Genomic DNA, 26,493 nt, shown 5'->3' on the forward strand with positions numbered 1-26,493 from the left:
ACATTTCGGAGCAAGGCGGGGGTACCCGAGCCTCCGCACCGACGGAAGAAGTGACCATGCGCCGCGCCGAGCATCCGGCCGCCGAACGGATCCTGCTCCACCTCAGTGACACGCACCTGCGCGGTCCCGGCCCCCGCCTTTTCGACAGCGTCGACGGCGAGGCCTCGCTCACCGCCGCCCTCCGGGCCATCGAGTCCAGCGGCATCGCCCCCGACGCCGTCGTCTTCACCGGCGACCTCGTCGACCTCGGCGAGGCCGCCGCGTACGACGCGATCCGCGCCCTCGTCGAGCCCTTCGCCGAGCGCTTGGGCGCCCGCCTGCTCTGGGTCATGGGCAACCACGACGACCGGGGCGCGTTCCGTTCCCGACTGCTCGACGACACCCCCACCGACCCGACGGCGCCCTACGACCGCGTCGACGAGCTCGACGGCCTCCGCATCGTGACGCTCGACACGAGCGTGCCCGGCCACCACCACGGCGAGCTCTCCGCCGCCCAGCTGCGCTGGCTGCGGAACGTCCTCGCCACCCCGGCGCCGCTCGGCACCGTGCTGGCGATGCACCACCCGCCCGTCCCGAGCGTGCTGCCGCTCGCGGCGAGCGTCGAGCTGCGCGACCAGCGCCGGCTCGCCGAGGTCGTGCGCGGCACGGACGTGCGCGCGATCATCGCCGGCCACCTGCACTACTCGACGTTCGCGACCTTCGCCGGCATCCCCGTCTCGGTCGCCTCATCGACGTGCTACGCGCAGGACCTCACGGTCCCGGTCGGCGGCACGCGGCCGCAGGACGGCGCCCAGGCGTACAACATGGTGCACGTCTACGACGACACCGTCGTCCACTCGGTGGTCCCGATCGACGCCTCCGCGCCGCTCGAGTACATCGACCCGGACGAGGCTCAGCGTCGTCTGCGGGAAGCCGGTGTCAGCGGGTCGGTCACGCGTGCAGCTCGACCGGGCGTGCCGGCGCTGCACTGACGGCCGGGTCCTCCCACGGCGCACGGATCGGGAAGAGGCGCTCGAGCAGCCCCGTCACGGCCCGCACCCGGACGGGCTCGGGCACCTCGTGGTCGCCGCCGTCGTTGAGGCAGAACATGTCGACGTCGCCGCGCTCGGCGAGCTTCTCCATGCGCCGTAGCGACGCCGCCTGCGTGGTCTGGAAGTACCGCACCCGCGGTGCCGTCGAGGCGATCGCCCGGCCGGTGAACTGCGCGTAGTAGTGATACAGGCAGTTGGTCACCGAGACGTCGGTCGCGGAACGGAAGCGGGATGCCGCCGTCCGCCGGATCTCCTCGGGGAACTCCCGCTCGAGCTCGAACATGATGCTGCGGCGCAGGGGCGCGGCGCAGTGCTCGAGGTCGCGGACGATCGTGCGGCCGAAGCGCTCCTGCAGCAGTTCGCGGTTCAGGCGCAGCGCGTTGTCGTGCCCGCTGCGGGCGACGCGGCGCGGGCCCGTGCCGATGCGGACGTCGCACTCGACGAACGACGAGACGCCGGCGGGGGAGAAGAAGAGCTCCGGGGAGAGCGGCCGCCCGAAGAACATGTCGTCGTTGGAGTAGAGGAAGTGCTCCGACAGGCCCTCGATGCGATGCAGCTGCGCCTCGACGGCGTGCGAGTTGTGCGTCGGGAGCACGGCGGGGTCCTCGAAGAACTCCTCGCTGCGGACGATCGTCACCTTGGGGTGGTCGAGCAGCCACGCCGGGGCGGGGGAGTCGGTCGCGATGAAGATGCGACGCACCCACGGCGCGTACATGTGGACGCTCCGCAGTGCGTAGCGCAGCTCGTCGACGTGGCGGTAGCGGGCGGGACCGTCGTCGCCGTCGCCGACGACGTACTCCGAGAGCTGCGCGGCGCGCTGACGCTGGAACTCCGACGACGACCCGTCGACCCAGGAGAACACCATGTCGATCTCATGCGTGACCTCGCCCGGGTGCGGGTCGAACATCCCGTCCAGGGTCTGCCACGTGCGCCCGTAGCGCTCCACCGTGGCCGGTTCGACGTCCTCGGCGGCGAACACGCGACGCGTGAGGTCGTTCGCGTGGGGCGCTTCGACGAGCTCCTCGCCGAAGCGCCAGAACTCGACGCGCACGCCGTAGCCGGCGCCGTAGCGCAACTCGCCGGCGACGCGCGGTCGGAACACCCGCACCGAGGCGGGACCCGAGGCGCGCAGTCGGAGCTCGCCGAACGGCACCGGCGTGCCGCCCTTCGCCTTCGCGTAGAGCGGCTCGGTGACGGCACGGTCCGAGAGCGCGGCGAGGGCGCGAGCCCGGTGGGCGAGGTCGACGACGAGGCCCGGCACGGAGCCCGAGTGACGGATGAGGAGGTGCGGGATGCCGGCATCCGCCAGCGTGTCGGCGATCAGCAGCAGGTCGTCGATGCGGGCCTGCTCGGGGGTGGTGTCGTCATGGCGCAGGTGCAGCATGCCTCCGATGAGGACGATGTCCTCGCGCTCGAGGAGAGCGGTCCAGGAACCACCCTCGGTCGGCAGTGCAGTCAGTCGCGCCATATGTTCTCCCTTTGTGTGCGTCTCCGGTCGGGCAAGACTAGGTCTCCGTCGTTTCACCGACGTTTCGGGTGCCCATCGTCGATAGCCTGGGGGGATGACCGACTACGCGGACCGCTTCCCTTCGTCGCGCAACGGCGACACCCACCGCCCCTATCAGGCGGCATCCTCCCGCTACGATGCGGGGGCGTTCCGCCAGGTCGGCTCGAGCGGCCTGTATCTGCCGGCGATCTCGCTGGGACTGTGGTGGAACTTCGGGGACAACATCCCCTTCGACAACCAGCGTACTCTGCTTCGCCACGCCTTCGATCGGGGCGTCACCCACTTCGACCTGGCGAACAACTACGGCCCGCCGTTCGGGTCCGCCGAGACGAATTTCGGGCGCATGATGCGCGAGGACTTCGCGCCCTACCGTGACGAGATCCTCATCTCGTCGAAGGCGGGATACGACATGTGGCCGGGCCCCTACGGCAACAACGGCTCGCGGAAGTACCTCATCGCGAGCGCCGAGCAGTCGCTGAAGCGGATGGGCGTCGACTACGTCGACATCTTCTACTCGCACCGCGCCGACCCGGTGACTCCCCTCGAGGAGACGATCGGTGCCCTCGACACCCTCGTCCGGCAGGGCAAGGCGCTCTACGTCGGGATCTCGTCGTACAGCGCCGAGCGCACCGAGGAGGCGGTGGCCGTCGCGAAGGACCTCGGGACGCCGCTGGTCATCCACCAGCCCTCCTACTCGATCCTGAACCGCTGGGTCGAGGACGGTCTGACCGACTCGCTGCGCGCCGCCGGTATGGGCGCGATCGCGTTCACGCCGCTCGCGCAGGGCCTGCTGACCGACAAGTACCTCGGCGACGGCACGGCCGACCGGGCGCAGAGCCGATTCTCGCTGCCCGACGGGCAGCTCAACCAGAAGGCGCTCGACACCCTGCGCGGGCTCAACGACATCGCTCAGCAGCGCGGCCAGACGCTCGCACAGATGGCGATCCAGTGGATCCTCCGCGACGATGTCGTGACGTCGGCGCTCATCGGAGCCTCGCGGCCCGAGCAGCTGGATCAGAACCTCGCCGCGACCGAGGGCGCCCCGTTCGACGACGACGAGCTCGCTCGTATCGACGCGCTCTCGGGTGCGATCGACGTCGACCTGTGGGCCGACTCGGCGAACGCGTGAGCCTGAGCATCGACCCGGCCCGGCGCGTGCACGTGCGCGCGCCGGGCAAGCTCAACCTCTTCTTCGACGTGGGAGCCGTCGGCGACGACGGCTACCACGAGGTCGCATCGGTCTACCAGGCGGTCTCGCTGTTCGAGGACCTCTGGGCCTCGCATGACGACGGCTTCCACCTCACCGTGACCGGCGACGTCGACGTGTCGGGCGTCCCGCTCGACGAGCGCAACCTCGCGCTCCGCGCGGCGCGCGCCGTGACCGAGGCGGTCGGCTGGGAGGGCGGCATCCGTCTGCAGATCCACAAGGGCGTCCCGGTGGCGGGCGGCATGGGCGGAGGGTCGGCGGATGCCGCCGCCGCCCTCGTCGCCGTCAACGAGCTGATCGACGCCGGCCTGTCGACCGCCGAGCTCCACGCGCTCGGCGCGCGACTCGGCGCGGACGTGCCCTTCGCGCTGCTGGGCGGCACCGCCGTCGGCACCGGGCGCGGCGACGAGCTCGCCCCGGCGCTCGGCCGCGGCCGCTTCGCATGGGTGCTCGTCACCGACGGCGACGGGCTCTCGACCCCCGAGGTCTACGGCACCCTCGACCGGCTGCGTGAGACGGCCGACATCCGTCCCGGGCGCCTCATGCCGGAGGTCGATCCCGCGGTGCTGCGCGCCCTGCGGTCGGGGGATGCCGCGGCCCTGGCCGCCGCGATCCGCAACGACCTCCAGTGGGCCGCCGTCCACCTGCGTCCGGCTCTCGCCGACGTGCTCGACGCGGGCCTGGCCGCCGGGGCCCTGGGCGGACTCGTGTCGGGATCGGGCCCGACGGTCGCGTTCCTCGCGGCCGACGAGGCGCACGCGGACGGGATCGCGGCCCGTCTGGCCGAGCAGGGGCACACCTCCCACGCGGTCACGGGACCGGTCGCCGGCACGCGGATCCTCTGACGCGCGTCGGCGGCTCCCCGTAGCCTGGGACGCATGACCTCCCTCGGCGACGCCTTCCACTCCGCTCCGCTCGACGAGACCCTCCGCGCGGCGATCGAGGCCGACGGCCTCCGCATCGACCGCGTCGGCGACGACGACCGTGCCGCGTCGGGCCGGTGGACGGATGCCGTGGCCCGCGGCTTCCTCGACGGCGAACGCAACGACCTGCAGCGTGGCGAGGCCTTCGCGCGCAGCCGCTACCGTCGCAAGATCGGTGTGTACGACCCCGCCGCCGTCCAGCCCGACGAGCCGGTCACGACGTTCGCGTCGTGGATCGCCGAGCTCACCGTGCCCGGCGGTGCCGCCATTCCGATGTGCGCGATCAGCGCCGTGACCGTCGCGCCCACGCACCGCCGCCGGCGTCTGCTCTCGCGGGTCATGGCGGGGGAGCTGCGCACCGCCGTGGCGCAGGGCGCGCCGATCGCGGGCCTGACGGTGAGCGAGTCCGGCATCTACGGCCGGTTCGGCTTCGCCCCCGCCGCAGCGGCGACCTCGTGGGAGATCCGGACGCGCCGCGCCGAGTGGATCGGGCCTGTCGCACCGGGCCGGCTCGACTACGTCACGCGCGAGCAGGCGAGGGATGCCGCCGCCGCGCTGCACGAGCGCACGCGGCTCGCCTCGCCCGGCGAGATCGCGATGCCGGGCGGGCACTGGGACCGCACGTACGGTACGCGGCCCGACGCCGAGAAGCCGGAGCGACTCCGCGCCGTGCAGTACCGCTCACCCGAGGGCGAGGTCGAGGGTGTCGCGCTGTACTCGGTCAGCGAGAACGACGACGACTGGTCCGCCTCGAACGCCACGGTGCACCAGCTCCTGGCGGTGACCGATGCCGCCTACGCCGGGCTCTGGCGCTTCCTCCTCTCGCTCGATCTCATCGGTACCGTCCGGGCCAGCGAGCTCTCGATCGACGAGCCGCTCTGGTGGATGATCGCCGACCAGCGCGCCGCCCGCATCACCATCGCGGACCACCACTACCTGCGCATCCTCGACGTCCCGACGGTGCTCGCGGCCCGCGGGTACGACGTCGACGACGCGGTGGCGCTCGAGGTCACCGATCCGCTCGGGATCGCCGACGGCACGTTCGTCCTGTCGGCGGGGGAGGAGCCGGGCGTCGACGTGGTCGACGAGGCGCCCCTCGGCGTCCCGCGGGCGACGCTGGGGGTCGCAGAGCTGTCGGCGATCCTGCTCGGCGGCGTCTCGCCCGTCACCCTCGCCCGCGCGGGACGCATCGGGACCGACGACGCGCACCGCCTCGCCCGCGTGTTCGCCTCGACCACCACGCCGCGACTGAGCTTCTGGTACTGAGCATGCACCCACCCCGCGCCGCGTAGCCTGGAGGCGATGGCACATCTTCTCGGGGCCGAGGCCCTGCACCTGGAGTACCCGACCAAGGTCGTCTTCGACGGCGTCTCGCTCGGCGTCGACGAGGGCGACCGCATCGGCATCGTCGGCCGCAACGGCGACGGCAAATCGAGCCTCATGGCGATGCTGGCGGGGCGGCGCGAGCCGGACTCCGGCCGCGTGACGGTGCGCGGCGGAGTGACGATCGGTGTGCTCGAGCAGACCGACGTGCTGCCCGACGACCTCACCGTGGGTCGCGCGGTGGTCGGCGACGGACCCGAGCACGAGTGGGCCGGCGACCCGCGCGTGCGCGACGTCATCGCGGGTCTCCTCTCGGACCTCGACTGGGATGCCGCCATCGGCACGCTCTCGGGCGGTCAGCGCCGTCGTGTCGCCCTCGCGCAGTTGCTCACCGGTGACTGGGACGTCCTGGCGCTCGACGAACCCACGAACCACCTCGACGTCGAGGGCATCGCCTGGCTCGCCGAGCACCTGAAGCGACGGTGGTCGGCGGCCTCGGGTGCGCTCATGGTCGTCACCCACGACCGGTGGTTCCTCGACGAGGTCTGCACGAAGACGTGGGAGGTGCACGACCGCATCGTCGAGCCTTTCGACGGCGGCTACGCGGCCTACATCCTGCAGCGCGTCGAGCGCGACCGGCAGGCCGCCTCGATCGAGGCGCGCCGGCAGAACCTCGCCCGCAAGGAGCTCGCCTGGCTGCGCCGGGGTGCCCCCGCGCGCACGAGCAAACCGAAGTTCCGCATCGACGCCGCCAACGAGCTCATCGCCGACGTCCCCGAGATCCGCGATCGTGTCTCGCTGCAATCGCTGGCCGTCGCACGGCTCGGCAAGGACGTCGTGGACCTGCTCGACGCGGGGGTCAGCTACGACGGCCGCGAGATCCTGCGCGACGTCGAGTGGCGCATCGCGCCGGGGGAGCGCACCGGCATCCTGGGTGTCAACGGGGCCGGCAAGTCGACGCTCCTGGGCCTCGTCTCCGGTGCCGTCCAGCCGACCGCCGGACGCGTCAAGCACGGCAAGACGGTCAAGGTCGCCACCCTCACGCAGCGGATGGACGAGCTCGACCCGCATCTCGACGAGCCCGTCCGCGTCGTCGTCTCGCGCCTGCGGACGACGTACACGTTCGGGGCCGGGTCGAAGGCGCAGGAGCTCACGCCGGGTCAGCTGCTCGAGCGCATGGGCTTCTCGTCGGCTCAGCTCTCCACGCCGGTCAGAGATCTCTCCGGCGGGCAGAAGCGCCGACTCCAGCTCCTCCTGATCCTCCTCGACCAGCCGAACGTCCTCATCCTCGACGAGCCGACGAACGACCTCGACACCGACATGCTCGCCGCCATCGAGGACCTCCTCGACTCGTGGGCGGGCACCCTCATCGTCGTCTCGCACGACCGCTACTTCATGGAGCGCGTCACCGATCAGCAGTACGCCGTCATGGGTGGCACGCTCCGGCACCTGCCCGGCGGGATCGAGGAGTACCTGCGCCTGCGGGCCGCTCAGCCGCAGGCGACGGGCGCGGCGCCCACGGCGGGACGACAGGCGGATGCCGCGGCACCACCGGCATCCGCTCTCAGCGGAGCCGAGCGACGCGCGGCCGAGAAGGAGGTCACGAGCCTCGAGCGCCGCATCGCGAAACTGAGCGATCAGATCGCTACGGCCCGCACGGCGCTGGCCGATCACGACCAGGCCGACTACGTCGGGCTCGGCGAGAAGATGCAGCGCATCACCGCGATGGAGGCCGAGGTCGCCGAGGCCGAGGAGCGCTGGTTCGAGCTGAGCGAGCAGCTCGGCTGATCAGGCGGGCGGCGCCTCGCGCAGGCGGAGCCCGGTCGTGAACTCGCGCGGACGGCCCGACAGCGGGTCAACGAAGCGCAGTTCGCGTGCCAGGAGCTGCAGCGGGCGGTCGGGGTCGTCGGGCGCCTCGTCGAGCAGGTCGGGGTAGAACCGGTCGCCGAGGATCCCGAGACCGATCCCGGCGAGGTGCGACCGGAGCTGATGCATGCGCCCGGTCCGGGGATGCAGCCGCAGGTGCGCACGGTCGGCGATGACCCGAATCGCCTCGACGCGCGTCTCGGCGTTCGGCTCACGGTCCTCGTGCACGATCGCCCGCAGGCTCCCGCGGGAGCTCGTGAGGTGCGAACGGATGACGAGGGGGAGCTCCGGCATCCCGCCGGCGGGGACGGCGGTGACGGCCTCGTAGACCTTGTCGACGGCCCGGTCGGCGAACAGGGTCTGGTAAGCGCCGCGGGTCGCGGGGCGCACGGAGAACATGACGAGACCGGCGGTGGCACGGTCGAGGCGGTGGATGGGCGTGAGATCCGGGTTGTCGAACCGCTGTCGCAGTCGGACGAGCGCCGAGTTGCGCAGGAAGCCGCCGCCGGGCGTCGTCGGGAGGAAGTGCGGCTTGTCCACGACGAGCAGATCGTCGTCGAGGTGGCGCACCGTCACCTCGTACGGGATGTCGGGCTCGTCGGGCGGCTCCCGGTAGTACCAGATGAAGTCCTCCGCCCCGAGCGGGGTCTCCCGCGTGAGCCGCGTGCCGTCGAAGGCGACCACGTCGCCCCTGTCGAAGCGGCTGAGGAGGATCTCCGAGTCGATGTGCGCGAACCGGCCCGTCACGTAGTCCGCGATGGTCGCCCAGGGCCCGGTCCGCGGCACGCGCAGACGCGTGGGACCGACCCCGTCACGGACGGGAAGGGGTGCGCGCATCGCCATCGCGGATCAGACGTCGAATCCGAGGCTCAGCTTGCGCAGGAGCGCCGCGAGCCGGTCCCGGTCGGCGCGCGAGAGCTGGCCAAGGAGCTCGGCCTCGGCGTCGACGAGGCGGGTGATCGCGGCATCCACCCGATCCCGTCCCTCCTCGGTGAGGGTCACTAAGACACCGCGGCCGTCGCCGGGGTCGGCCGCTCGCACGACGAGGCGGCGGTCGACGAGCCGGTCGATGCGGTTGGTCATCGTGCCGCTCGAGACGAGCGTCTGCTGCAGCAGCTGCTTGGGGCTGAGGGTGTACGGCTCGCCCGCGCGGCGGAGGGCCGAGAGCACGTCCCACTCCCACGGTTCCAGGTCGCTGCGCTGGAAGGCCTCGCGACGGGCGCGGTCGAGGTGGCGCGACAGCCGGTCCACCCGCGAGAGCACCTCGAGCGGCGAGAAGTCCAGATCGGGTCGCTGCGCGATCCAGGCGCTCACGATCCGGTCGACCTCGTCGTGTTCGGGAGCCATCCCCTCATCATCGCAGAGCGGCTGCGGCGCCCGTGTCCGAGGTGGGCCGCCCGCGCGCATGGCAGACTTGTCGGGCGGCCACCGGACCCCGGAGCGCCGCGGTCCGCCGTGGTGTAATGGCAGCACGACAGCCTTTGGAGCTGTGAGGTCTAGGTTCGAGTCCTGGCGGCGGAGCATGACCGAGAACGCGCTCGACCCCCGCCTCGCCGTCGTCATCCTCGCCGCCGGGCAGGGGACACGGATGAAGTCCTCACTCCCGAAGGTGCTGCACCGCATCAGCGGCCGTCCGCTCGTCGGACACGTGCTCGACACCGCGCGTGACCTCGCCCCGGCGCACGTCGTCGTGATCGTCCGTCACGAGCGCGACCAGGTCGCGGCGGCCGTCCTCGGTGTCGCTCCCGAGGTCGTCGTGGTCGACCAGGACGAGATCCCCGGCACCGGCCGCGCCGTCGAGATCGCCCTGGACGCGCTCGCCGGCTTCGAGGGCGACGTCCTCGTGCTGAGCGGCGACTGCCCCCTCGCCGACGCCGACACCCTCGGCGCGTTCGTGTCCGAGCACCGCACCGCGCAGGCCGACGCGACCCTCATGACCGCCGTCGTCGACGACCCCACCGGGTACGGCCGCATCATCCGCGAGAGCGACGGCAGCGTGGCGCGCATCGTCGAGCAGAAGGATGCCTCGCCCGACGAAGCGGCCGTCAGCGAGGTCAACGCGGGGATGTACGTCTTCGCCGCCGCCGCGCTCCGCGAGCACCTGCCGCAGGTGGGGACGGTGAACGCGCAGAACGAGAAGTACCTCACCGACACCGTCGCGCTGCTGCGCCGCGCGGGGCGGCGGGTCGCGGCATCCGTCGCGAAGGACCCGACCGTCACGTACGGCGTCAACGACCGCGTGCAGCTGTCCGAGGTGGGCCGACTGCTGAACGCGCGGACCGTCCGTCGCTGGCAGCTCGCCGGGGTCACGGTCCTCGATCCCGCCACGACGTGGATCGACGTCACGGCGACCCTCGCGCCCGACGTCACGGTCCTCCCCAACACCCACATCCTGCGCGCGACGAGCATCGCCGAGGGTGCGACCGTCGGCCCCGACACGAGCCTCGTCGACTGCGAGGTCGGGCGCGGCGCGACCGTCACCCGCACCGACGCGACCCTCGCCGTCATCGGCGCAGACGCGACCGTGGGACCCTTCGCCTACGTCCGGCCCGGCACCGAGCTGGGGGAGCGCGGCAAGATCGGCACGTTCGTCGAGACGAAGAACTCCACGATCGGCGAGGGCAGCAAGGTCCCGCACCTCTCGTACGTCGGCGACACGACGATCGGCCGCAACGTCAACCTCGGCGCGGGCGCCATCACCGCCAACTACGACGACCTCACGAAGCACCGCACCGAGATCGCCGACGAGGTGCACGCCGGCTCGCACAACGTGTTCGTCGCGCCCGTTAGGATCGGTGAAGGCGCGAAGACGGGTGCGGGAGCCGTGATCCGCAAGGATGTTCCGGCCGGCGCCCTCGCGCTCAGCATCGCCCCCCAGCGGAACGTCGCCGGGTGGGTCGAGAACAATCGACCGGGAACGGGAGCGGCAGAAGCCGCCGCTCGCGCCCGGTCCGCACAGGAAGCTGGCGATGGGTCGCAAGAAGCAGCAGACGGTTGACCTCGACACCGAGCGCGGGATCGCCCCGGGCCTGGTGGCCAAGACCAAGAAGCGGCTCGTCGTCGCCTCGGGTCGCTCCCACGAGGAGCTCTCCGCTGAGGTCGCCACAGCGCTCGGCACCCAGCTCGTGCCGACCGAGCACCGCACGTTCGCCTCGGGGGAGATCCTCACCCGCTTCGAGGTGTCGATCCGCGGCTGCGACTTCTTCCTGATCCAGAGCTTCGGGCCGCCGGTCAACGAGTGGCTGATGGAGACGCTCATCATGCTGGATGCCGCCAAGCGCGCCTCCGCGAAGCGGATCACCGTCGTCGCGCCGTACTTCCCCTACTCCCGGCAGGACAAGAAGGGTCGCGGGCGTGAGCCGATCAGCGCCCGCCTTGTCGCCGACCTGTTCAAGACGGCCGGCGCCGACCGCGTCATGAGCGTCGACCTGCACGCCGCGCAGATCCAGGGCTTCTTCGACGGTCCCGTCGACCACCTGTTCGCCAAGCCCGTGCTGCTGGAGTACTTCCAGAACACGCTGTCGGCCGAGGACCGCGCCAAGCTCACGGTCGTCTCGCCCGACACCGGCCGCGTGCGCGTCGCCGACACCTGGTCCGACAGCCTGGGCGCACCGCTCGCCATCATCCACAAGCGCCGCGACCCGAACGTCGCCAACCAGGTCACGGTCAACGAGATCGTCGGTCAGGTCGAGGGCCGGGTCTGCCTGCTCGTCGACGACATGATCGACACCGGAGGCACGATCGTCAAGGCGGCCCAGGCGCTCAAGGCCAACGGGGCGGAGCGTGTCATCGTGGCGGCGACGCACGCGATCTTCAGCGACCCCGCCGCCGAGCGGCTGCAGGACCCCTCGATCGACGAGGTCGTCGTCACCGACACCGTACCGCTGCCCCCCGAGAAGCGCTTCCCGGCCCTCACGATCCTCCCGATCGCGCCGCTGCTGGCCCGCGCCATCCGTGAAGTCTTCGAGGACGGTTCGGTCACGAGCATGTTCGACGGCGCGGCCTGAGGGACGACTCCCCCCGGTTCGCAGGAGATCCATAGACTCCTGCAAGGATCGCCCCTGTCGGGGCCCGCTTTCCTGAGTTCATCGCCCCCGCGCCCTCGACCGGGCGGGCACGACAGAAGGAGGACCTCTCATGATCCGCACCACCGCCGTACCCCGACCGATCCGCGTCGGCGCCGCCGCCGCATCCGTCGCAGGGCTCGCCCTGCTGGCCGGGTGCGCCGGCCAGACGACCGCTGAGGGGACGTCCTCGCAGCCGCCGGCCTCGGCCGACGCGGGCTCGTCCTCCGGGACGTACACCGACGGCACCTACACGGCCGAGGGCACCTACCAGACGCCCGAGACCGTCGAGAAGATCAGCGTGACGCTGACGCTCGAGTCGAACACGGTCACGGCCGTCGAGGTGACCGGCGACCCGCAGGCCCGCGAGACCGAGCAGTACCAGAGCGAGTTCATCGGCGGCATCAAGGACGAGGTCGTCGGGAAGAACCTCGACGACCTGTCCGTCGACCGGGTGGGCGGCTCGTCCCTCACCAGCGGCGGCTTCAACGCGGCGGTGGCCGAGATCCGGACCGAAGCCGCATCATGACCTCCGCCGGCCCGCTCGTCCACTCCTGGACGTTCGAGGCGATCGGCACCGTCTGGCGGATCGACACCGCCGACCCCCTGGATGATGGCGTCCGTGAGGAGATCACGGACGCCATCGCCGTGTTCGACGGCGAGTGGTCCCGCTTCCGCGAGGACTCGCTCGTGCGGCGGCTGGGGGAGAGCGGCGGCGAGGTCCCGGCGCCCGCCGACGCCGGGCCGATGCTCGACGCCTACGACGCGCTCGATTCCGCCACCTCCGGCGCCGTGAACCCGCTCGTCGGGGAGAGCCTCGCGCGCCGCGGGTACGACGCCGCGTACTCCCTGGTCGACCGGGGCGCCGTCGCCGCGCCGCAGGACTGGCGGGCGATCGTGGACTGGTCGGACGCCGCCTTGCGCCTGACGGAGCCCGCCGTCCTCGACGTGGGCGCCCTCGGGAAGGGACGCCTCGTCGACCTCGTCATCGCCAGCATCCCCGAAGGCGCCGCCGTCGTCGATGCGGGCGGCGACATCGCGGTCCGCGGCACGGCCCAGCGGATCGCGCTGGAGCACCCCTACGACACGTCCCGCGCGATCGGGGTGTGGCAGGTGACGGATGCCGCCCTCTGCGCCTCGGCGGTCAACCGCCGCGCGTGGGGCGACGGGCTGCATCACGTCCTCGACGCGCGCACCGGTGAGCCGGTGCGCGCCTACGCCGCGACCTGGGCGGTGGCGTCCGATGCCATGACGGCGGATGCGGTCGCGACGGCGTTGTTCTTCGACGGCGGCCCCCGGCTGGCCGCAGAATGGGGAGTCGCCTGGGTGCGCATGCGCACCGACGGCTCCGTCGAATGGTCCCCCCGATGCGAAGCGGAGTTGTTCTCGTGATCTCATCCCTCAGTGCCGCCTGGAGTCGCGTGTTCGGCGTCCTCGGCAGGCTGTCCATGTATCGCCTCGTGCTCTTCGCGCTCTCGGCGCTGGCCGTGATCACCCTGGCGGTGTCGCTCGCGGGCGGGGTGTCGGTGGCCCCGCTGGAGTTCGTCGTCACGCTCGCCGTGCTGGCCGTCTCGATCGCCCTCGTCGACGCCGTCGCCCAGCGCATCGTCCGCCGCCCGTGGCGGATCGAATCCGCCCTCATCACGGCGCTGATCCTCGTGTTCGTCCTGCGCCCCACCCTCGAGCCGCTGCCGCTCGTCGGCGTCGCGGTCGCGGGCGCTCTCGCCTCGGCATCCAAGTACGTGCTCGCCTGGCAGGGCCGGCACATCTTCAACCCGGCCGCCGTCGGCGCGACGGCTCTCACGATCATCAGCATCTGGGCCCCCGACCTCGGGTCGGCGGCGTGGTGGGTCGGCAACCCGCTGCTCGCCCTGCCGGTACTGCTCCTCGGGCTGGTCGTGCTCGTGCGCACCGAGAAGGTGCGGGTCGTCGGCCTGTTCCTCGTCGTCGCGATCGCGGTCGCGCTGGTGCGCACGATCGTGCAGGCCCAGTCGGCGGGGTTCGCCCTCGACCCGGGGATGACGTTCTCGGCGATCGTCCTGTCATCGCCGTTCCTGTTCCTCGGCGCGTTCATGCTCTCGGAGCCGCTCACCCTGCCGCCGCGCCGCTGGCAGCAGTTCGTCGTGGCGGCCGTCGTCGGTGTGCTCGCCGGGTGGCCGATCTCCCTCGGCGAGATCACCCTAGGCCAGGAGCGCGCTCTCCTCGTCGGGAACCTCGTCGCCTTCGTCTTCGCGATGCGTACGGCCGTGCGGCTGACGATCGTCGAACGCACCCCGCTCACACCGAGCGTGCGCGAGTACAGCTTCCGCGCCGAGCGCCCGGTCCGCTTCGCCCCGGGGCAGTACCTCGAGCTCGAGGTTCCCCACGCGCACCCCGACTCCCGAGGGACCCGGCGCGAGTTCAGCATCCTCTCGTCCCCGGCCGAGCTGCCGCTCGTGAAGATCGCGATGCGCGAAGGATCGCAGTCCAGCTACAAGAAGGCGCTCGCCACGGTCGAACCCGGCGACGAGCTCGCGATCACGGGGATCTGGGGCGACTTCGTCCTGCCGCGCCGCGCCGACGCGCCCGTGCTGATGGTGGCGGCGGGCATCGGCGTGACGCCGTTCGTGTCCCAGCTGCGTCACCTGCGCCTCACGCAGGAGCGACGCGACGTCGTGTTCGTCTACGTCGCCTCGGCCAGCGACGAACTCGCGTTCCGGGACGACCTCGAGGCCGCCGGCATCCCGGTCATCGTCGTCACGCGCGACGAACCCGCGGACCTCCCGGCGGGCTGGACGTGGGCGGGCGGTTCGCGTCTCGACGCCGACGGGCTGTTGCGCCTGGTTCCCGACATCGACCGCCGTCACGCCTACGTGTCGGGCCCGCCGGCGCTGATCGCGACCCTCACCCCGGCCCTCGAGCGGGCCAAGTCGATCACGACGGACGCGTTCAGCGGTTACTGAGCGGGGGAGTCGGGGCGGGCGGGCATCCGCACCTCGAAGGTCGTCGAGCCGGGATCGGAGGCCACGGCGATACGGCCGCCGTGGCCCTCGACGATCGCCTTGACGATCGAGAGCCCGAGCCCCGTTCCGCCGGTCTGGCGCGCGCGGGACGAGTCGGCGCGCGAGAACCGCTCGAACAGGTCGCCGACGACGGTGGGGTCGATGCCGGGCCCGTCGTCGTGGATGCGCAGGACCGCGTCGCCGTCCTCCGACGCCACGGTCGTCGTCACGCGGGTGCCGGCGGGGGTGTGGACCCGCGCGTTCGCGAGCAGGTTCGCCGCCACCTGGTGCAGCCGTCCGGCGTCGCCAGCGACGATGACGGGCTCGTCGGGCACCTCCAGCACCCACTCGTGGTCGGTACCGGCCACCCGCGCGTCCGAGACGGCTTCCACAGCGAGGCGGGTGAGGTCGACGGCGCTGTAGACGAGCTCGGTGCCCTCGTCGAGGCGAGCGAGCAGCAGCAGATCCTCGACGAGCGCCGTCATGCGCAGCGACTGCGCCTGGATGCGTTCCAGCGACTCGCGGGTGGTGTCGGCGACGACACCGGCGGCCGTGTTCCCGCTCGCTTCGGCGTGACGGATGCCGCGCAGCGAGAGCTCGGAATACCCCCGGATCGAGGCGAGGGGAGTGCGCAGTTCGTGGCTCGCATCCGCGACGAACGCGCGCATGCGCTCCTCGTTGCGCTGGCGCGCGGCGAGGGAGGTCTCCACGTGGTCGAGCAGGGTGTTCAGGGCGTGCCCCACCTGACCGACTTCGGTGTGGGTATCGGTGTCCTCGTCGGGAACGCGCTCGGTGATCGTGACGGCACCCTCCGCCAGGGGCTGCGCCGCGACCCGAGAGGCGGTCGATGCGACGGAGCGCAGGGGTGCGAGGGCGCTGCGGATCAGGAGCGCGATGACCGCGGCGAGCACGAGCAGGCCGCCGGTGGTGAGGAGGGCGACGGTGGTGACGATGCGGGCGCTGACGCTCGTGACCTCCGAGGTCGGCAGCCCGAAGATGCTGGAGTACGGGCCGATCCGCAGCCGGTAGTCCCCGAGACCCGCGACCGTGGCGTCGGCCCAGTCGTTGCCGTCCGGGGCGCTGATCTGGATGTCGCGGGTGTCGAGGGTCCGGACGCCGCCCTCCGCATCGACGTACGCGGCGGTGGGGCCTGCGAGGTTGTTCACGACGAGCAGGGTGCCCCGCTCCGGGCGGGGGCTCGCTTCGAGGATCTGGTCGGCGCGGTGGGTGTAGTCGAGTGCGATCGAGTCCTGCACCCCGGTGACCTTCGCGTCGAGGTTCTCACGCAGGATCGACTCGAGCACCGTACCGGTGCCGAGTCCGACGGTGATGAGGATGACCGAGACGAACGACACGACCGCCGTGATCAGCCGCGCCTGCAGGCTCCAGCGGTGCCGACGGCGACGACGGGACGTCGTGCTCACTGGCTCGCTTTGATCATGTAGCCGACGCCGCGGACCGTGTGGATGAGCGGATCCTTGCCGGCGTCGATCTTCTTGCGCAGGTAGGAGATGTAGAGCTCGACGACGCTCGAGCGGCCGCCGAAGTCGTAGTTCCAGACGCGGTCGAGGATCTGCGCCTTCGAGAGCACGCGGCGCTGGTTGCGCATGAGGTAGCGCAGCAGCTCGAACTCGGTCGCGGTGAGCTCGATCTCGTCGTCGCCGCGGAAGACCTCGTGCGAGTCCTCGTTGAGGGTGAGGTCGCCGACGCGCAGGATCGGGTCGGCGGCGCCGGCGGATGCCCCAGCACGGCGCATCAGCCCCCGCAGCCGCGCGACGACCTCCTCGAGGCTGAACGGCTTCGTGACATAGTCGTCACCACCGGCGGTGAGCCCGGCGACACGGTCGCTGACGGAGTCCTTCGCGGTGAGGAAGAGCACCGGCACGTCGTCGCCGCCCTGGCGCAGACGCTGCAGAACCGACATCCCGTCGAGGTCGGGCATCATGATGTCGAGCACCATCGCGTCGGGGGCGAACTCCCGCGCGGCGGTCAGGGCGTCGAAGCCGGAACCGGCGGTGCGCACCTCCCAGCCCTCCATCCGCAGGGCCATCGAGAGCAGGTCGGTCAGCATCTGCTCGTCGTCGACGACGAGGACGCGCAGGGGGGAGCCGTCGGGGCGCTGGAGTACAGGGGCAGGCATGGTCATGACTCCATTCTCATGACCTTCCTATGACCGCGCTATGCCCCGGCTTCGGTCATGCTCGGTATTCCTGCTGCCGCCGCGGATGCGGCGGCGACAGCAGGAAGGCGAGCAGCAGCATGAGGCACATCCCGATGACGGCGCCCAGCGTGTTGGCGATCACGTCACGGACGTCGGCGACGCGGGAGTCGAGCAGGAGCGCCTGCAGGGTCTCGATCGCCGCACTGGCGAGCGCCCCCAGGATGGGCGCCAGCCACCAGCCGCGCACGCCGAACCACAGCACCGCGATCACCCCGAGGGGGACGAACATCGCGACGTTCGCGCCGAACTCGACGCGGTCGAACGTGATCCAGGCCGTCGAGGGACGCTCGGCGAACCACTCCAGCAGCCGGTTCAGTCCCGACGCGATGTCGGAACCGTACGGCGCCGCACGCAGCGTCATCCAGCCGACCAGCCATGCGTAGAGGGCGGTCAGGACGGCGAGGACGATGCGCGCGGCGGCCCGGTGGACACGCAGCGCGGTGTCGCTGCGGCTCAGTGGGTGTCCTCGGCTTCGACTTCGCTGCGGTCGCCGGACCAGAGGGTGTGGAAGGTGCCGTCCTTGTCGATGCGCTTGTAGGTGTGGGCGCCGAAGAAGTCGCGCTGTCCCTGGATGAGTGCGGCGGGCAGGCGGTCGGCGCGCAGGCCGTCGTAGTAGGCGAGGGAGGAGCTGAAGGCGGGGGCGGGGATGCCGGCGGATGCCGAGATGCGGACGACCTCGCGCCAGGCGTCCTGCGTGCGGCCGAGGGCTTCGACGAAGTACGGGGCGGTGAGGAGGACGGGGAGGTCCGCTTCGGCGTCGTAGGCGTCGGCGATGCGGTTGAGGAACTGGGCGCGGATGATGCAGCCGCCGCGCCAGATCTTGCTGACGGCGCCGAGGTCGATGTTCCAGCCGTACTGTGCGGCGCCGGCGCGGATCTCGTCGAAGCCCTGGCTGTACGCGACGATCTTCGACGCGTAGAGCGCCAGGCGGACCTGCTCGATGAACGCGTCGGCGTCGGTGACGGTGAAGTCCTCGGGGGAGGGGCCGGGGAGGCCGCCGGCCGCGTCGCGCTGCTCGCGGTGGCTGGAGAGCGAGCGGGCGAAGGTGGCTTCGGCGATGCCGGAGACGGGGACGCCGAGGTCGAGGGCGGTCTGCACGGTCCAGGCTCCGGTGCCCTTGGCGCCGGCCTGGTCGACGATGACGTCGACGAGGGGCTTGCCGGTGGCGGCATCCGTCTGGCGGAGCACCTCGGCGGTGATCTCGATCAGGTAGGACTCGAGCTCGCCGGTGTTCCACTCGGCGAAGATGTCGGCGATCTCGGCGGGTGTCTTGCCGGTGCCGCGGCGGATGAGGTCGTACGCCTCGGCGATGAGCTGCATGTCGGCGTACTCGATGCCGTTGTGCACCATCTTGACGAAGTGTCCGGCGCCGTCGTGGCCGATGTGGGTGACGCACGGCTCGCCCTCGGCGACCGCGGCGATGGACTTCAGGATGGGGCCGAGGGTGACCCACGCCTCGTCGGGGCCGCCGGGCATGAGGGACGGACCGTTGAGGGCGCCCTCCTCGCCGCCGGAGACACCCATGCCGACGAAGTTGTAGCCCGCCTCGGAGACGGCCTTCTCGCGGCGGATCGTGTCGGTGAACAGGCTGTTGCCGCCGTCGATGATGATGTCACCGGGCTCGAACACGCGCATGAGCTCGTCGATGACGGCATCCGTCGGCTTGCCGGCCTTGACCATGATGATCGCGGTGCGCGGCTTCTGCAGCGACGCGGCGAACTCCTCGTAGGTGAACGCGGGCACGAACTCGGCCTCGGGGTGCGCCTCGAGCAGCTCGTCGGTCTTCGACCGCGACCGGTTGAACACCGCGACCGTGTTGCCCTCACGCGACGCGAGGTTGCGGGCCAGGTTCGAGCCCATCACCGCGAGACCGACGACACCGATGTTCGCCGGACCCTGCGCAGAGCCGGTCGACGCCGACTCGGGGTGGGTGGGACGGTCGACCTCTTCGGGCTGCGGAGCCCCCTCGTGCTGCTGCGTCGCCTCGTGCGGAGCCTGATCCTGATCCGTCGAGGGGCCGGTGGGGGAGGGGGTCGACGACATACGGGGCTCCAGGTCTACGTGAGGTGTGAGCGGAATGGGATGGGTGCCGGTGACCGGCGGTCCCCTCCGGTCACTGTATCCGCTGGACCGAGAGGGGCGATCGCGTGTGACGCGGTCAGTCCTTGTAGCTGCGACCCATCGAGAAGAAGGCGCCGACGACGCAGACGGCGGTGGCCGCGCTCAGAGCTCCGACGAACCAGAGCAGTGCGTGCGACATCCATCCGTAGTCCATGGGTCCTGCGTGTCTCGGGGGTGAGGGGCTGAGATTCCATCGTATCCGGCGCGCTGATAGACTCGTCTCGAACTTCGGCGAGGGATGCGGCGCATCCGTGATCGACGCGGTGAAGCAGGCTTCGCGGCTTTCCTCACGCGCATGCGTTCGAGTCGAACCACAGACCACGTCTGGGCCGCATCGGCCCGGGTACAGACGAGGCCGTACCGGCCCCGATTGACTGGGCCGTGATGGCCCGCAAGGAGAACACTCATGTCGACTGAGACCGACACCAAGGTCGTCGCCGAGCTGCGCGAGCAGTTCGGTAAGGGCTTCGCCCGCCGTCTGCGCGCGGCCGGCAAGATCCCCGCTGTCATCTACGGCCACGGCACGGACCCCGTGCACGTCGCGCTTCCGGGCCACCAGGTCTCGCTGCTCATCCGTCGCGCCAACGCGCTGCTCGAGCTCGAGATCGCCGGCAAGCAGCAGCTCACGCTGGTCAAGGACGTCCAGAAGGACCCCGTGCACCAGATCATCGAGCACATCGACCTCCTCGTCGTGAAGAAGGGCGAGAAGATCCAGGTCGACGTCCCCGTCTCCGTCGTCGGCGAGCCGTTCCCCGGCACGATCGCGACGCTCGAGAACACGACCGTTGCGCTCGAGGTCGAGGCCACCCACATCCCGCAGAACATCGAGGTCTCGGTCGAGGGCCTCGAGGACGGCACCCACATCACCGCCGGTGAGCTGACGCTGCCCCGCGGTGCCACGCTGGTGACCGAGGCCGACACGCTCGTCGTCGGTGTCGCGCTGCCGCCGGCTCCCGTCGAGGACGGGGCGGCGGAGTCCGAGGAGGGCGCCGAGGCCGCGGGCGACGAGGCGCCTGCCGCCGAGGAATCCGCCGAGTAAGACGAACACGTTCGAAGCCCGTCGCCGCTGTTGCTGCGACGGGCTTCGTCGTCGGAAGGGACGGTCATGGCCGACACCTGGTTGATCGTGGGGCTCGGGAATCCGGGACCGCGCTACGAGGCGACGCGTCACAACGTCGGGCAGATGGTGATCGACGAGCTCGCGCGGCGGCGTTCCGAGACGCTGCGCTCCCACAAGGCGAACGCGCGGGTCACCGAGACGTGGCTGCGTCCTGGGGGGCCGAAGCTGGTGCTCGCGAAGCCCAACTCTTTCATGAACGTGTCGGGTGGTCCGGTGTCGGCGCTCGCGGCTTTCTACGGCGTGCCGGCGGAGCGGGTCGTGATCGTGCACGACGAACTCGACATCCCCTTCGACTCCCTCAAGCTGAAGGTCGGCGGCGGTCACGGCGGACACAACGGCGTGCGTGACGTCGCCAAGGCGCTCGGCACGCCGGAGTTCCCGCGGGTGCGGGTCGGCATCGGGCGTCCGCCGGGGCGTCAGGACCCCGCCGATTGGGTGCTCGATCCGTTCGGGGCCGCGGAACGCCCGAACCTCCCGATCGCGATCGCGGATGCGGCGGATGCCGTGGAGCAGCTCGTCGAGGAGGGGCTGCTCGCCGCGCAGCAGCGCCATCACGCGCCGCGCGCCTGAGTGGTCGATGGTGTGATCACGTGGTTGTCGGTTCGCCGCTCGTGGAGACGTGGGTCGAAGACGGGCGTCAGGGCGTCGCGTCGGGAAGCGTCGCCCACTGTGTGGAACCGCACGTTCTCGGCTTCCGCTGGTCGGAAGACGGGTGGGATGGCCCGCTCGATGTCGAGATCGAGCTCGTCGGCCACGGCGATTCGACGTCGGTGAGACTGACCGAGTCGGGATTCTCGGGTGTGGGGACTCCGGACTCGCTGCCGTCAAAACACGAGGCAGGGTGGCGGTATCACCTGGCGCGGTTGAAGAGTGCGAGTGAGGCCCGCGCGGTCGACGCTGACGTGTTGTGAGCGCGACCGGCGACTCGGTGGGAGGGGTGTCGCGATCCCGGAATCGTGGTTGTCTCAGAAGGGTGCGGGTTCTGTCGCCCCGGGTGGCGGTGGTGGTGGTGCGGCAGGGGTGAAGGCGACGGCCGGGGTGGGTGCGTCTTCTCTGTAGGTCCTGCCGAGGGGTGAGGTCCATTCCAGGACGCCACCCTTGAGTTGTCGCACTCTCCAGGCGGTGAACTGCTTCATCGAGTGATGCCGTTGGCACAGATGCGCGAGGTTCGATAGTTCGGTTCGCCCGCCGAGCGCGTGATCGTGGGTGTGATCGACTTCGCAACGGATCGCCGCGACGCGGCATCCGGGGAACCGGCAGTGCTGATCGCGGGCTTGCAGGAACCTGCGCATCCCGGAGGGGACCCGGTACGAGTCCGTCAACACGGTGACCCCGGTGGTCGGGTCGTGGAACAGGCGCTCCCAGATATGGGTGGCGCCGGCGAGCGTCCGGGCGGTCGCGGGGTCGATGGGGGACCGGCCGGTCAGGTCGCACGGCCCATCGTCCTCGCCCGTGAGGGTGGCGGCGGGGACGAGGATCTGCACGCGGGCGCGGATCGCTCCGAGGGGTCCGGCGGTGGTGTCGCGGGTGTCGTCGAGGGCGGGTGTTCCCGCGAGGAGCAGGTCGGCGAACACGTCGGCGCGGACCTGATCGGTGGAGCGGTTGTCCGTGGCGACGATGGCGGCAGCGTCCTCGCTGTCGGCGCTGCTGTGGCCATTGCCGACGTCCGCGCGTGTCGCGGCAGCTTCCCCGAACGCGGCACCCGCTCCGCCATGCGCGGCGGCGCGTTCGTCGCGGGTGTCGATGATCGCCCGCGCTTGCTGCGTCAGCCGGTCGTGGATGCCCTCCGCAACCACCGTCGGCAACGTCGCGATCACGTCGGACATCCCGTCTCGTCCGGGCACGACCCGCACGCACCGCCCAGCGGCAGCCTCCTCGTGTCGTTCGGCGAACGAGCGAGGGTGCATCCGGTGTGCGAGGATCTCCAACTCGCCTCGCACCCGGTTGGGAGTGTCCCGTTCGCACCGGGTGATCGCGACCTGTTCGAACTCCGCCCACATCTCCGCGGGCAGACTCGTCCCGGTCTCGAGGATCGCGATCGCGTGGCCTCGAACGATGCGGCCTTGCTCCCACGCCTCGACCGTCGCGGGGAACCCTTCGATCAGGGTCCGTGCTTCGCCGATCCGGCGTTGCACGGTCCGGTCGGTGACCCGCATGACTCCGCCGACCTCGGCCGCGATGGACCGCAACGCCATGTCGTGCACCTGCACGCGGGCGTTGCGCTGCGCGATCTGCGCCTCCGCCAACCGGCCCGCCGCGGCCAGTAGTCGCAGCTCCGCGATCTGCGCGGACGCCACCTCGCGTGCCACCCTCGTGACGTCATCGACGATCGCCGTCAGCGCGGCGGTGAAGTCGTCTTTAGAGGGGAACATGTGTTCTATTCTGGGACTGGCCCATACGGTAATCAAGTAGTATCTTCGAACTAACGCACGTGCCCGCTTGACCGAAGGGGAACCCATGTTCGATCCCACGCCGCACCGCGCCCGCCGCGCCGAGGGACCCGGTGTCCGACGGGCCGCGTAGACTTCCCCGGTGACAATTCCCGGGATCGTGCGCGCCCTCGAACAGGCTGACAGCTTCCGGGAGGCCCTCGACGGCGCCGGATCGGACGTCGACTTCTCGGCCGTGACGGGCCTCGACGCTCCGCTGCTCGCCGGACTCCTCGAGCGACGCGCCGCGTCGGGACGGCCTCCCGTCCTGCTGCTCGTCGCGCCCACGGGGCGGCGCGCCGAGAGCATCGGCGCGGCCCTGCAGTGCCTCCTGCCCGACGCCGTCGTCCGGCACCTCCCGGCATGGGAGACCCTGCCGCACGAGCGTCTCAGCCCCAGCGCCGAGACCGTCGGCCGGCGGCTGAGCGTCCTCCGCGATGCGGCCGACTGGGACGGTCGCACTCCCCTCGTGGTCACTGCGTCCGTCCGTGGCGCGCTGCAGCCGATCGCGGCGGGATTGACGGATGCCGGTGTCGTCCGGCTCGAGCTCGGATCCCGCGGGCAGGAGCTCGACGACATCGTCCACCGACTCGTCGACCTCGCCTACCACCGGGTCGACATGGTCTCGCGACGAGGCGAGTTCGCCGTCCGCGGCGGCATCCTCGATGTGTTCCCGCCCGTCGCCGACCACCCCTACCGGGTGGACTTCTTCGGCGACGAGATCGATCAGATCCGCGCCTTCTCCGTCGCCGATCAGCGCTCCCTGCCCGGCGAGGTGCGCGAGGTGACCCTGCTCCCGAGCCGGGAGCTCCTCCTCACCAACGCCGTCCGCGAGCGGGCCGCCGCACTGCGGGATCGGATGCCGGGACTCGGCACCATGCTCGAGAAGATGAGCCAGGGCATCCCGGTCGAGGGCATGGAGTCGCTGCTGCCCGCCGTCGCCGACGCCGTCCTTCCGCTCGTGGACTACCTGCCCGAAGGCGCGGCGGTGGCCGTCGTCGACCCCGAGCGCGCCGTCACCCGCGCCATGACGCTCGCCGAGACGAACCGCGAGTTCCTCGAAGCCGCGTGGAGCGCGGCGACCGCCGGCGCCGAGAGCCCCGTCGACCTCGGCGCGGGCGACTTCCTCACCCTCCCCGAGTTGCGCGAGGCCTCCGCCTCCCGTCAGGGCGTGTGGTGGACGCTCAGCACCTTCGATTCGGGGGCGTCGGATGCCGCCGCCGAGGGCCTCGTCGAGCGTGCGGATGCGGCGGTTCGGATCCCCGCCTCTGCCGTCCCCTCGTTCCAGGGCAACATCGACGGCGCGACGGAGCACATCGGCAACCTGCTGAGCGCGGGCTGGCGCGTCGTGGTCGCGGCATCCGGAACCGGCCTCGTCGACCGCTCGCGCGACGTCCTCGCCGAACGCGGACTCGCCGCGCGCGCCGTCGACGCGGTGACCGACGTCCCCGATGCGGGGATCGCGGTCGCGACCGTCGCGACCCTCGAAGCAGGATTCCTCTTCGCCGACGCCAAGCTCGCCGTCTTCACCGAGAGCGACTTCTACGGACGCACGATCGGCGCCGACTCGCGCGTCGTCAAGAAGCTCGCGTCTCGTCGACGCAACGTCGTCGACCCGCTGCAGCTGAAGCCCGGCGATCACGTCGTCCACTCGACCCACGGCATCGGCCGGTTCGTCGAGCTCGTGCAGCGGGAGGTGTCCTCGGGCGGTCGCAACGCGGTCAAGAGCAAGCGCGAGTACCTCGTGCTCGAGTACGCGCCGTCCAAGCGCGGACACCCGGGCGACAAGCTCTTCGTCCCGACCGACCAGCTCGACCTGCTGTCGCGGTACGTCGGCGGCGAGGCGCCGCAGCTCTCGAAGATGGGCGGGTCGGATTGGGCCGCCGCCAAGGGCAAGGCGCGCCGTGCCGTCCGCGACATCGCCGTCGAGCTCGTGAAGCTGTACTCGGCCCGGATGGCGTCGAAGGGGTACGCGTTCGGTCCCGACACCCCGTGGCAGCGCGAGCTCGAAGAGGCCTTCCCGTTCGCCGAGACGCCGGACCAGCTGCAGACGATCGACGAGATCAAAGCCGACATGGAGAAGCCGATCCCGATGGACCGCCTGCTCTCGGGCGACGTCGGCTTCGGCAAGACCGAGGTCGCCGTCCGTGCCGCCTTCAAGGCCATCCAGGAGGGCAAGCAGGTCGCGATGCTCGTGCCGACGACCCTCCTCGCCAAGCAGCACCTCGAGACGTTCACCGAGCGCTTCGCCGGCTTCCCCGTCAAGGTCCGTCCGCTCTCGCGCTTCCAGACGGCGAAGGAGGCGAAGGACACCCTCGCCGGGCTCGCCGATGGCACGATCGACATGGTCATCGGCACCCACCGCATCCTCACCGAGAAGGTCGTCTTCAAGGACCTCGGCCTCATGATCATCGACGAGGAGCAGCGGTTCGGCGTCGAGCACAAGGACGCCCTGAAGAAGCTCAAGACCAACGTCGACATCCTCGCCATGAGCGCGACGCCCATCCCGCGCACGCTCGAGATGGCGGTCACCGGCATCCGCGAGATGTCGACGCTGGCGACGCCGCCCGAGGAGCGGCATCCGATCCTCACCTACGTGGGACCCCGCAGCGACAAGCAGATCGCCGCCGCCATCCGACGCGAGCTGCTGCGCGAGGGACAGGTGTTCTTCGTCCACAACCGCGTGTCCTCGATCCAGCGGGTCGCCGCGCAACTCGCCGAGCTGGTTCCCGAGGCGCGCATCGCCGTCGCGCACGGTCAAATGGGCGAGCACGCCCTCGAGCAGGTCGTCGACGACTTCTGGGAGCGTCGCGCCGACGTCCTCGTCTCGACGACGATCATCGAGACCGGCCTCGACATCGCGAACGCGAACACGATGATCATCGACCGCGCCGACAAGTACGGGCTCTCGCAGCTGCACCAGCTGCGCGGCCGCGTCGGTCGTGCCCGCGAGCGCGCGTACGCGTACTTCCTCTACGACGAGAACAAGCCGCTGAGCGAGACCGCGGCGGACCGTCTCGAGACGATCGCCGTCAACAACGACCTCGGCTCGGGCATGCAGGTCGCCCTGAAGGACCTCGAGATCCGCGGCGCGGGAAACCTGCTCGGCGCCGAGCAGGCGGGGCACATCGCCGGCGTCGGATTCGACCTGTACCTGCGGATGATCGGCGAGGCGGTCGCGACCTTCCGCGGCGAGGACACCGAGGGGCCGACCGAGCTCCGGCTCGAGCTCCCCGTGCAGGCGCGCATTCCCGAGTCGTACATCGACAGCGAGCGGCTGCGCCTCGAGGCGTACCAGAAGCTGTCGGCCGCGGCATCCGTCACCGCGGCGAAGGACGCCATCGACCTCGTGCTCGAGGAGCTCACCGACCGCTACGGCGCCCCGCCCGCCGAGGTCGAGGGCCTCATCTCGATCGCGCGGCTGCGTCGCCGCGCCGCGCAGTCGGGCCTGTCGGACGTCGTCGCGATGGGACCGAACCTCCGCATCGCGCCGGCGCACATCCCGGACTCCATCCGCGTGCGCCTGCAGCGCCTGCACCCCAAGGCCAAGGTCGTCTCGGGCGGCGAGGCGATGGTCGTCCCGTTGCCGACCGCCGGGGGTGAGCCGCTCGCCGACGCCGACCTCATCGCGTGGACGGCGCAGCTGCTCGATCAGATCTTCCCGCTCCCGGTCGCCGAGAGCGCGGACGCCTGAGACGGC

Annotated in this window: 23 protein-coding genes and 1 tRNA gene; 15 read left to right on the plus strand and 9 right to left on the minus strand. The window is 71.1% G+C overall.

What is annotated here, in order from left to right; genetic code table 11:
• Positions 1-56 precede the first annotated feature (56 nt).
• On the plus strand, positions 57-971 hold the full coding sequence (locus tag ACPEH0_RS00770) for a phosphodiesterase (protein ID WP_359917240.1): 915 nt from the start codon (positions 57-59) through the stop codon (positions 969-971).
• Here ACPEH0_RS00770 and ACPEH0_RS00775 read toward each other — a convergent pair.
• Positions 931-2,499, minus strand: a complete 1,569-nt coding sequence (locus tag ACPEH0_RS00775; RefSeq protein WP_366213285.1) for a stealth conserved region 3 domain-containing protein — start codon at positions 2,497-2,499, stop codon at positions 931-933. The genes ACPEH0_RS00770 and ACPEH0_RS00775 overlap by 41 nt on opposite strands.
• 94 nt (positions 2,500-2,593) lie before the next feature.
• On the opposite strand from ACPEH0_RS00775, the gene mgrA reads away from it, so the two are divergent.
• The 4 genes from mgrA to ACPEH0_RS00795 are packed head-to-tail and all read left to right on the plus strand — an operon-like array spanning position 2,594 to position 7,779.
• Positions 2,594-3,667 (plus strand): L-glyceraldehyde 3-phosphate reductase, encoded by a 1,074-nt coding sequence (gene mgrA, locus ACPEH0_RS00780; RefSeq protein ID WP_359917246.1) that lies wholly within the window; start codon positions 2,594-2,596, stop codon positions 3,665-3,667.
• Positions 3,664-4,590, plus strand: coding sequence for a 4-(cytidine 5'-diphospho)-2-C-methyl-D-erythritol kinase (locus ACPEH0_RS00785; protein WP_366213284.1), 927 nt, complete (start codon positions 3,664-3,666; stop codon positions 4,588-4,590). Before mgrA ends, ACPEH0_RS00785 begins: the two co-directional genes overlap by 4 nt.
• 33 nt (positions 4,591-4,623) lie before the next feature.
• Positions 4,624-5,934 (plus strand): GNAT family N-acetyltransferase, encoded by a 1,311-nt coding sequence (locus ACPEH0_RS00790; protein ID WP_366213283.1) that lies wholly within the window; start codon positions 4,624-4,626, stop codon positions 5,932-5,934.
• 36 nt (positions 5,935-5,970) lie between these two features.
• Positions 5,971-7,779, plus strand: a complete 1,809-nt coding sequence (locus ACPEH0_RS00795; protein WP_366213282.1) for an ABC-F family ATP-binding cassette domain-containing protein — start codon at positions 5,971-5,973, stop codon at positions 7,777-7,779.
• Here ACPEH0_RS00795 and ACPEH0_RS00800 read toward each other — a convergent pair whose 3' ends face one another.
• The gene (locus ACPEH0_RS00800; protein WP_366213417.1) at positions 7,780-8,694 is read right to left on the minus strand and encodes a pseudouridine synthase; all 915 of its coding nucleotides are present in this window, start codon (positions 8,692-8,694) and stop codon (positions 7,780-7,782) included.
• 12 nt (positions 8,695-8,706) lie between these two features.
• On the minus strand, positions 8,707-9,204 hold the full coding sequence (locus ACPEH0_RS00805) for a MarR family winged helix-turn-helix transcriptional regulator (protein ID WP_366213280.1): 498 nt from the start codon (positions 9,202-9,204) through the stop codon (positions 8,707-8,709).
• 102 nt (positions 9,205-9,306) lie between these two features.
• Between ACPEH0_RS00805 and ACPEH0_RS00810 the strand changes: the two genes are divergently transcribed.
• The 6 genes from ACPEH0_RS00810 (at position 9,307) to ACPEH0_RS00835 (ending at position 14,863) form a co-directional block, all read left to right on the plus strand.
• Positions 9,307-9,378 (plus strand) — tRNA-Gln (locus tag ACPEH0_RS00810).
• Between the two features lies 1 nt (position 9,379).
• The gene (gene glmU / locus ACPEH0_RS00815; RefSeq protein ID WP_366213279.1) at positions 9,380-10,855 is read left to right on the plus strand and encodes a bifunctional UDP-N-acetylglucosamine diphosphorylase/glucosamine-1-phosphate N-acetyltransferase GlmU; all 1,476 of its coding nucleotides are present in this window, start codon (positions 9,380-9,382) and stop codon (positions 10,853-10,855) included.
• Positions 10,827-11,864, plus strand: a complete 1,038-nt coding sequence (locus ACPEH0_RS00820; RefSeq protein WP_253034029.1) for a ribose-phosphate diphosphokinase — start codon at positions 10,827-10,829, stop codon at positions 11,862-11,864. The genes glmU and ACPEH0_RS00820 overlap by 29 nt, the downstream gene beginning before the upstream one ends.
• Positions 11,865-11,994: 130 nt before the next feature.
• Positions 11,995-12,450, plus strand: coding sequence for an FMN-binding protein (locus ACPEH0_RS00825; RefSeq protein WP_217530412.1), 456 nt, complete (start codon positions 11,995-11,997; stop codon positions 12,448-12,450).
• Positions 12,447-13,313, plus strand: coding sequence for an FAD:protein FMN transferase (locus ACPEH0_RS00830; RefSeq protein WP_366213278.1), 867 nt, complete (start codon positions 12,447-12,449; stop codon positions 13,311-13,313). The genes ACPEH0_RS00825 and ACPEH0_RS00830 overlap by 4 nt, the downstream gene beginning before the upstream one ends.
• Entirely contained in the window at positions 13,310-14,863 is a 1,554-nt protein-coding gene (locus ACPEH0_RS00835; RefSeq protein WP_366213277.1) for an FAD-dependent oxidoreductase, read from the plus strand. The genes ACPEH0_RS00830 and ACPEH0_RS00835 overlap by 4 nt, the downstream gene beginning before the upstream one ends.
• Here the strand turns inward: ACPEH0_RS00835 and ACPEH0_RS00840 are convergent.
• Genes ACPEH0_RS00840 through gndA form a run of 4 tightly spaced genes read right to left on the minus strand, consistent with a single transcriptional unit; the run spans position 14,857 to position 19,166 of the window.
• Complete coding sequence (locus ACPEH0_RS00840) at positions 14,857-16,326, minus strand: sensor histidine kinase (protein WP_217530407.1); 1,470 nt, start codon at positions 16,324-16,326, stop codon at positions 14,857-14,859. The genes ACPEH0_RS00835 and ACPEH0_RS00840 overlap by 7 nt on opposite strands.
• Entirely contained in the window at positions 16,323-17,048 is a 726-nt protein-coding gene (locus tag ACPEH0_RS00845; RefSeq protein WP_217530405.1) for a response regulator transcription factor, read from the minus strand. Before ACPEH0_RS00845 ends, ACPEH0_RS00840 begins: the two co-directional genes overlap by 4 nt.
• Before the next feature lie 49 nt (positions 17,049-17,097).
• A complete protein-coding gene (locus tag ACPEH0_RS00850) occupies positions 17,098-17,622 on the minus strand; it encodes a VanZ family protein (protein ID WP_359917851.1) in 525 nt (174 codons plus the stop codon).
• A complete protein-coding gene (gene gndA / locus ACPEH0_RS00855; protein ID WP_366213276.1) occupies positions 17,577-19,166 on the minus strand; it encodes an NADP-dependent phosphogluconate dehydrogenase in 1,590 nt (529 codons plus the stop codon). Before gndA ends, ACPEH0_RS00850 begins: the two co-directional genes overlap by 46 nt.
• A 484-nt stretch (positions 19,167-19,650) precedes the next feature.
• Here gndA and ACPEH0_RS00860 point away from each other — a divergent pair, with 484 nt between their 5' ends.
• Positions 19,651-20,283: a 50S ribosomal protein L25/general stress protein Ctc gene (locus tag ACPEH0_RS00860; RefSeq protein WP_366213275.1), complete on the plus strand. Its 633-nt coding sequence runs from the start codon at positions 19,651-19,653 to the stop codon at positions 20,281-20,283.
• 66 nt (positions 20,284-20,349) lie between these two features.
• Positions 20,350-20,934, plus strand: a complete 585-nt coding sequence (gene pth, locus ACPEH0_RS00865) for an aminoacyl-tRNA hydrolase (protein WP_366213273.1) — start codon at positions 20,350-20,352, stop codon at positions 20,932-20,934.
• Here the strand turns inward: pth and ACPEH0_RS00870 are convergent.
• Positions 20,916-21,119, minus strand: a complete 204-nt coding sequence (locus ACPEH0_RS00870) for a hypothetical protein (protein ID WP_366213419.1) — start codon at positions 21,117-21,119, stop codon at positions 20,916-20,918. The genes pth and ACPEH0_RS00870 overlap by 19 nt on opposite strands.
• On the opposite strand from ACPEH0_RS00870, the gene ACPEH0_RS00875 reads away from it, so the two are divergent.
• Entirely contained in the window at positions 21,036-21,275 is a 240-nt protein-coding gene (locus ACPEH0_RS00875) for an SRPBCC family protein (protein ID WP_366213414.1), read from the plus strand. The genes ACPEH0_RS00870 and ACPEH0_RS00875 overlap by 84 nt on opposite strands.
• A gap of 54 nt (positions 21,276-21,329) precedes the next feature.
• Here the strand turns inward: ACPEH0_RS00875 and ACPEH0_RS00880 are convergent, their stop codons facing one another.
• A complete protein-coding gene (locus ACPEH0_RS00880; protein ID WP_366213272.1) occupies positions 21,330-22,736 on the minus strand; it encodes an HNH endonuclease signature motif containing protein in 1,407 nt (468 codons plus the stop codon).
• Positions 22,737-22,896: 160 nt separating this feature from the next.
• On the opposite strand from ACPEH0_RS00880, the gene mfd reads away from it, so the two are divergent.
• Positions 22,897-26,487, plus strand: coding sequence for a transcription-repair coupling factor (gene mfd / locus ACPEH0_RS00885; RefSeq protein WP_366213271.1), 3,591 nt, complete (start codon positions 22,897-22,899; stop codon positions 26,485-26,487).
• Positions 26,488-26,493: the final 6 nt, after the last annotated feature.

Origin of the sequence: Microbacterium sp. NPDC079356 (genome assembly GCF_049545465.1) — a bacterium.
GTDB classification, from domain to species: Bacteria; Actinomycetota; Actinomycetes; order Actinomycetales; family Microbacteriaceae; genus Microbacterium; species Microbacterium gawkjiense.

Coding starts and splice junctions, on each gene's coding strand:
- ACPEH0_RS00790 (WP_366213283.1), top strand. CDS start 4,624: ATGACCTCCCTCGGCGACGCCTTCCACTCCGCTCCGCTCGACGAGACC.
- gndA (WP_366213276.1), bottom strand. CDS start 19,166: ATGTCGTCGACCCCCTCCCCCACCGGCCCCTCGACGGATCAGGATCAG.
- ACPEH0_RS00830 (WP_366213278.1), top strand. CDS start 12,447: ATGACCTCCGCCGGCCCGCTCGTCCACTCCTGGACGTTCGAGGCGATC.
- ACPEH0_RS00880 (WP_366213272.1), bottom strand. CDS start 22,736: ATGTTCCCCTCTAAAGACGACTTCACCGCCGCGCTGACGGCGATCGTC.
- ACPEH0_RS00860 (WP_366213275.1), top strand. CDS start 19,651: ATGTCGACTGAGACCGACACCAAGGTCGTCGCCGAGCTGCGCGAGCAG.
- ACPEH0_RS00775 (WP_366213285.1), bottom strand. CDS start 2,499: ATGGCGCGACTGACTGCACTGCCGACCGAGGGTGGTTCCTGGACCGCT.
- ACPEH0_RS00805 (WP_366213280.1), bottom strand. CDS start 9,204: ATGGCTCCCGAACACGACGAGGTCGACCGGATCGTGAGCGCCTGGATC.
- ACPEH0_RS00820 (WP_253034029.1), top strand. CDS start 10,827: ATGGGTCGCAAGAAGCAGCAGACGGTTGACCTCGACACCGAGCGCGGG.
- ACPEH0_RS00825 (WP_217530412.1), top strand. CDS start 11,995: ATGATCCGCACCACCGCCGTACCCCGACCGATCCGCGTCGGCGCCGCC.
- ACPEH0_RS00770 (WP_359917240.1), top strand. CDS start 57: ATGCGCCGCGCCGAGCATCCGGCCGCCGAACGGATCCTGCTCCACCTC.
- ACPEH0_RS00795 (WP_366213282.1), top strand. CDS start 5,971: ATGGCACATCTTCTCGGGGCCGAGGCCCTGCACCTGGAGTACCCGACC.
- glmU (WP_366213279.1), top strand. CDS start 9,380: ATGACCGAGAACGCGCTCGACCCCCGCCTCGCCGTCGTCATCCTCGCC.
- ACPEH0_RS00800 (WP_366213417.1), bottom strand. CDS start 8,694: ATGCGCGCACCCCTTCCCGTCCGTGACGGGGTCGGTCCCACGCGTCTG.
- pth (WP_366213273.1), top strand. CDS start 20,350: ATGGCCGACACCTGGTTGATCGTGGGGCTCGGGAATCCGGGACCGCGC.
- mgrA (WP_359917246.1), top strand. CDS start 2,594: ATGACCGACTACGCGGACCGCTTCCCTTCGTCGCGCAACGGCGACACC.
- ACPEH0_RS00845 (WP_217530405.1), bottom strand. CDS start 17,048: ATGACCATGCCTGCCCCTGTACTCCAGCGCCCCGACGGCTCCCCCCTG.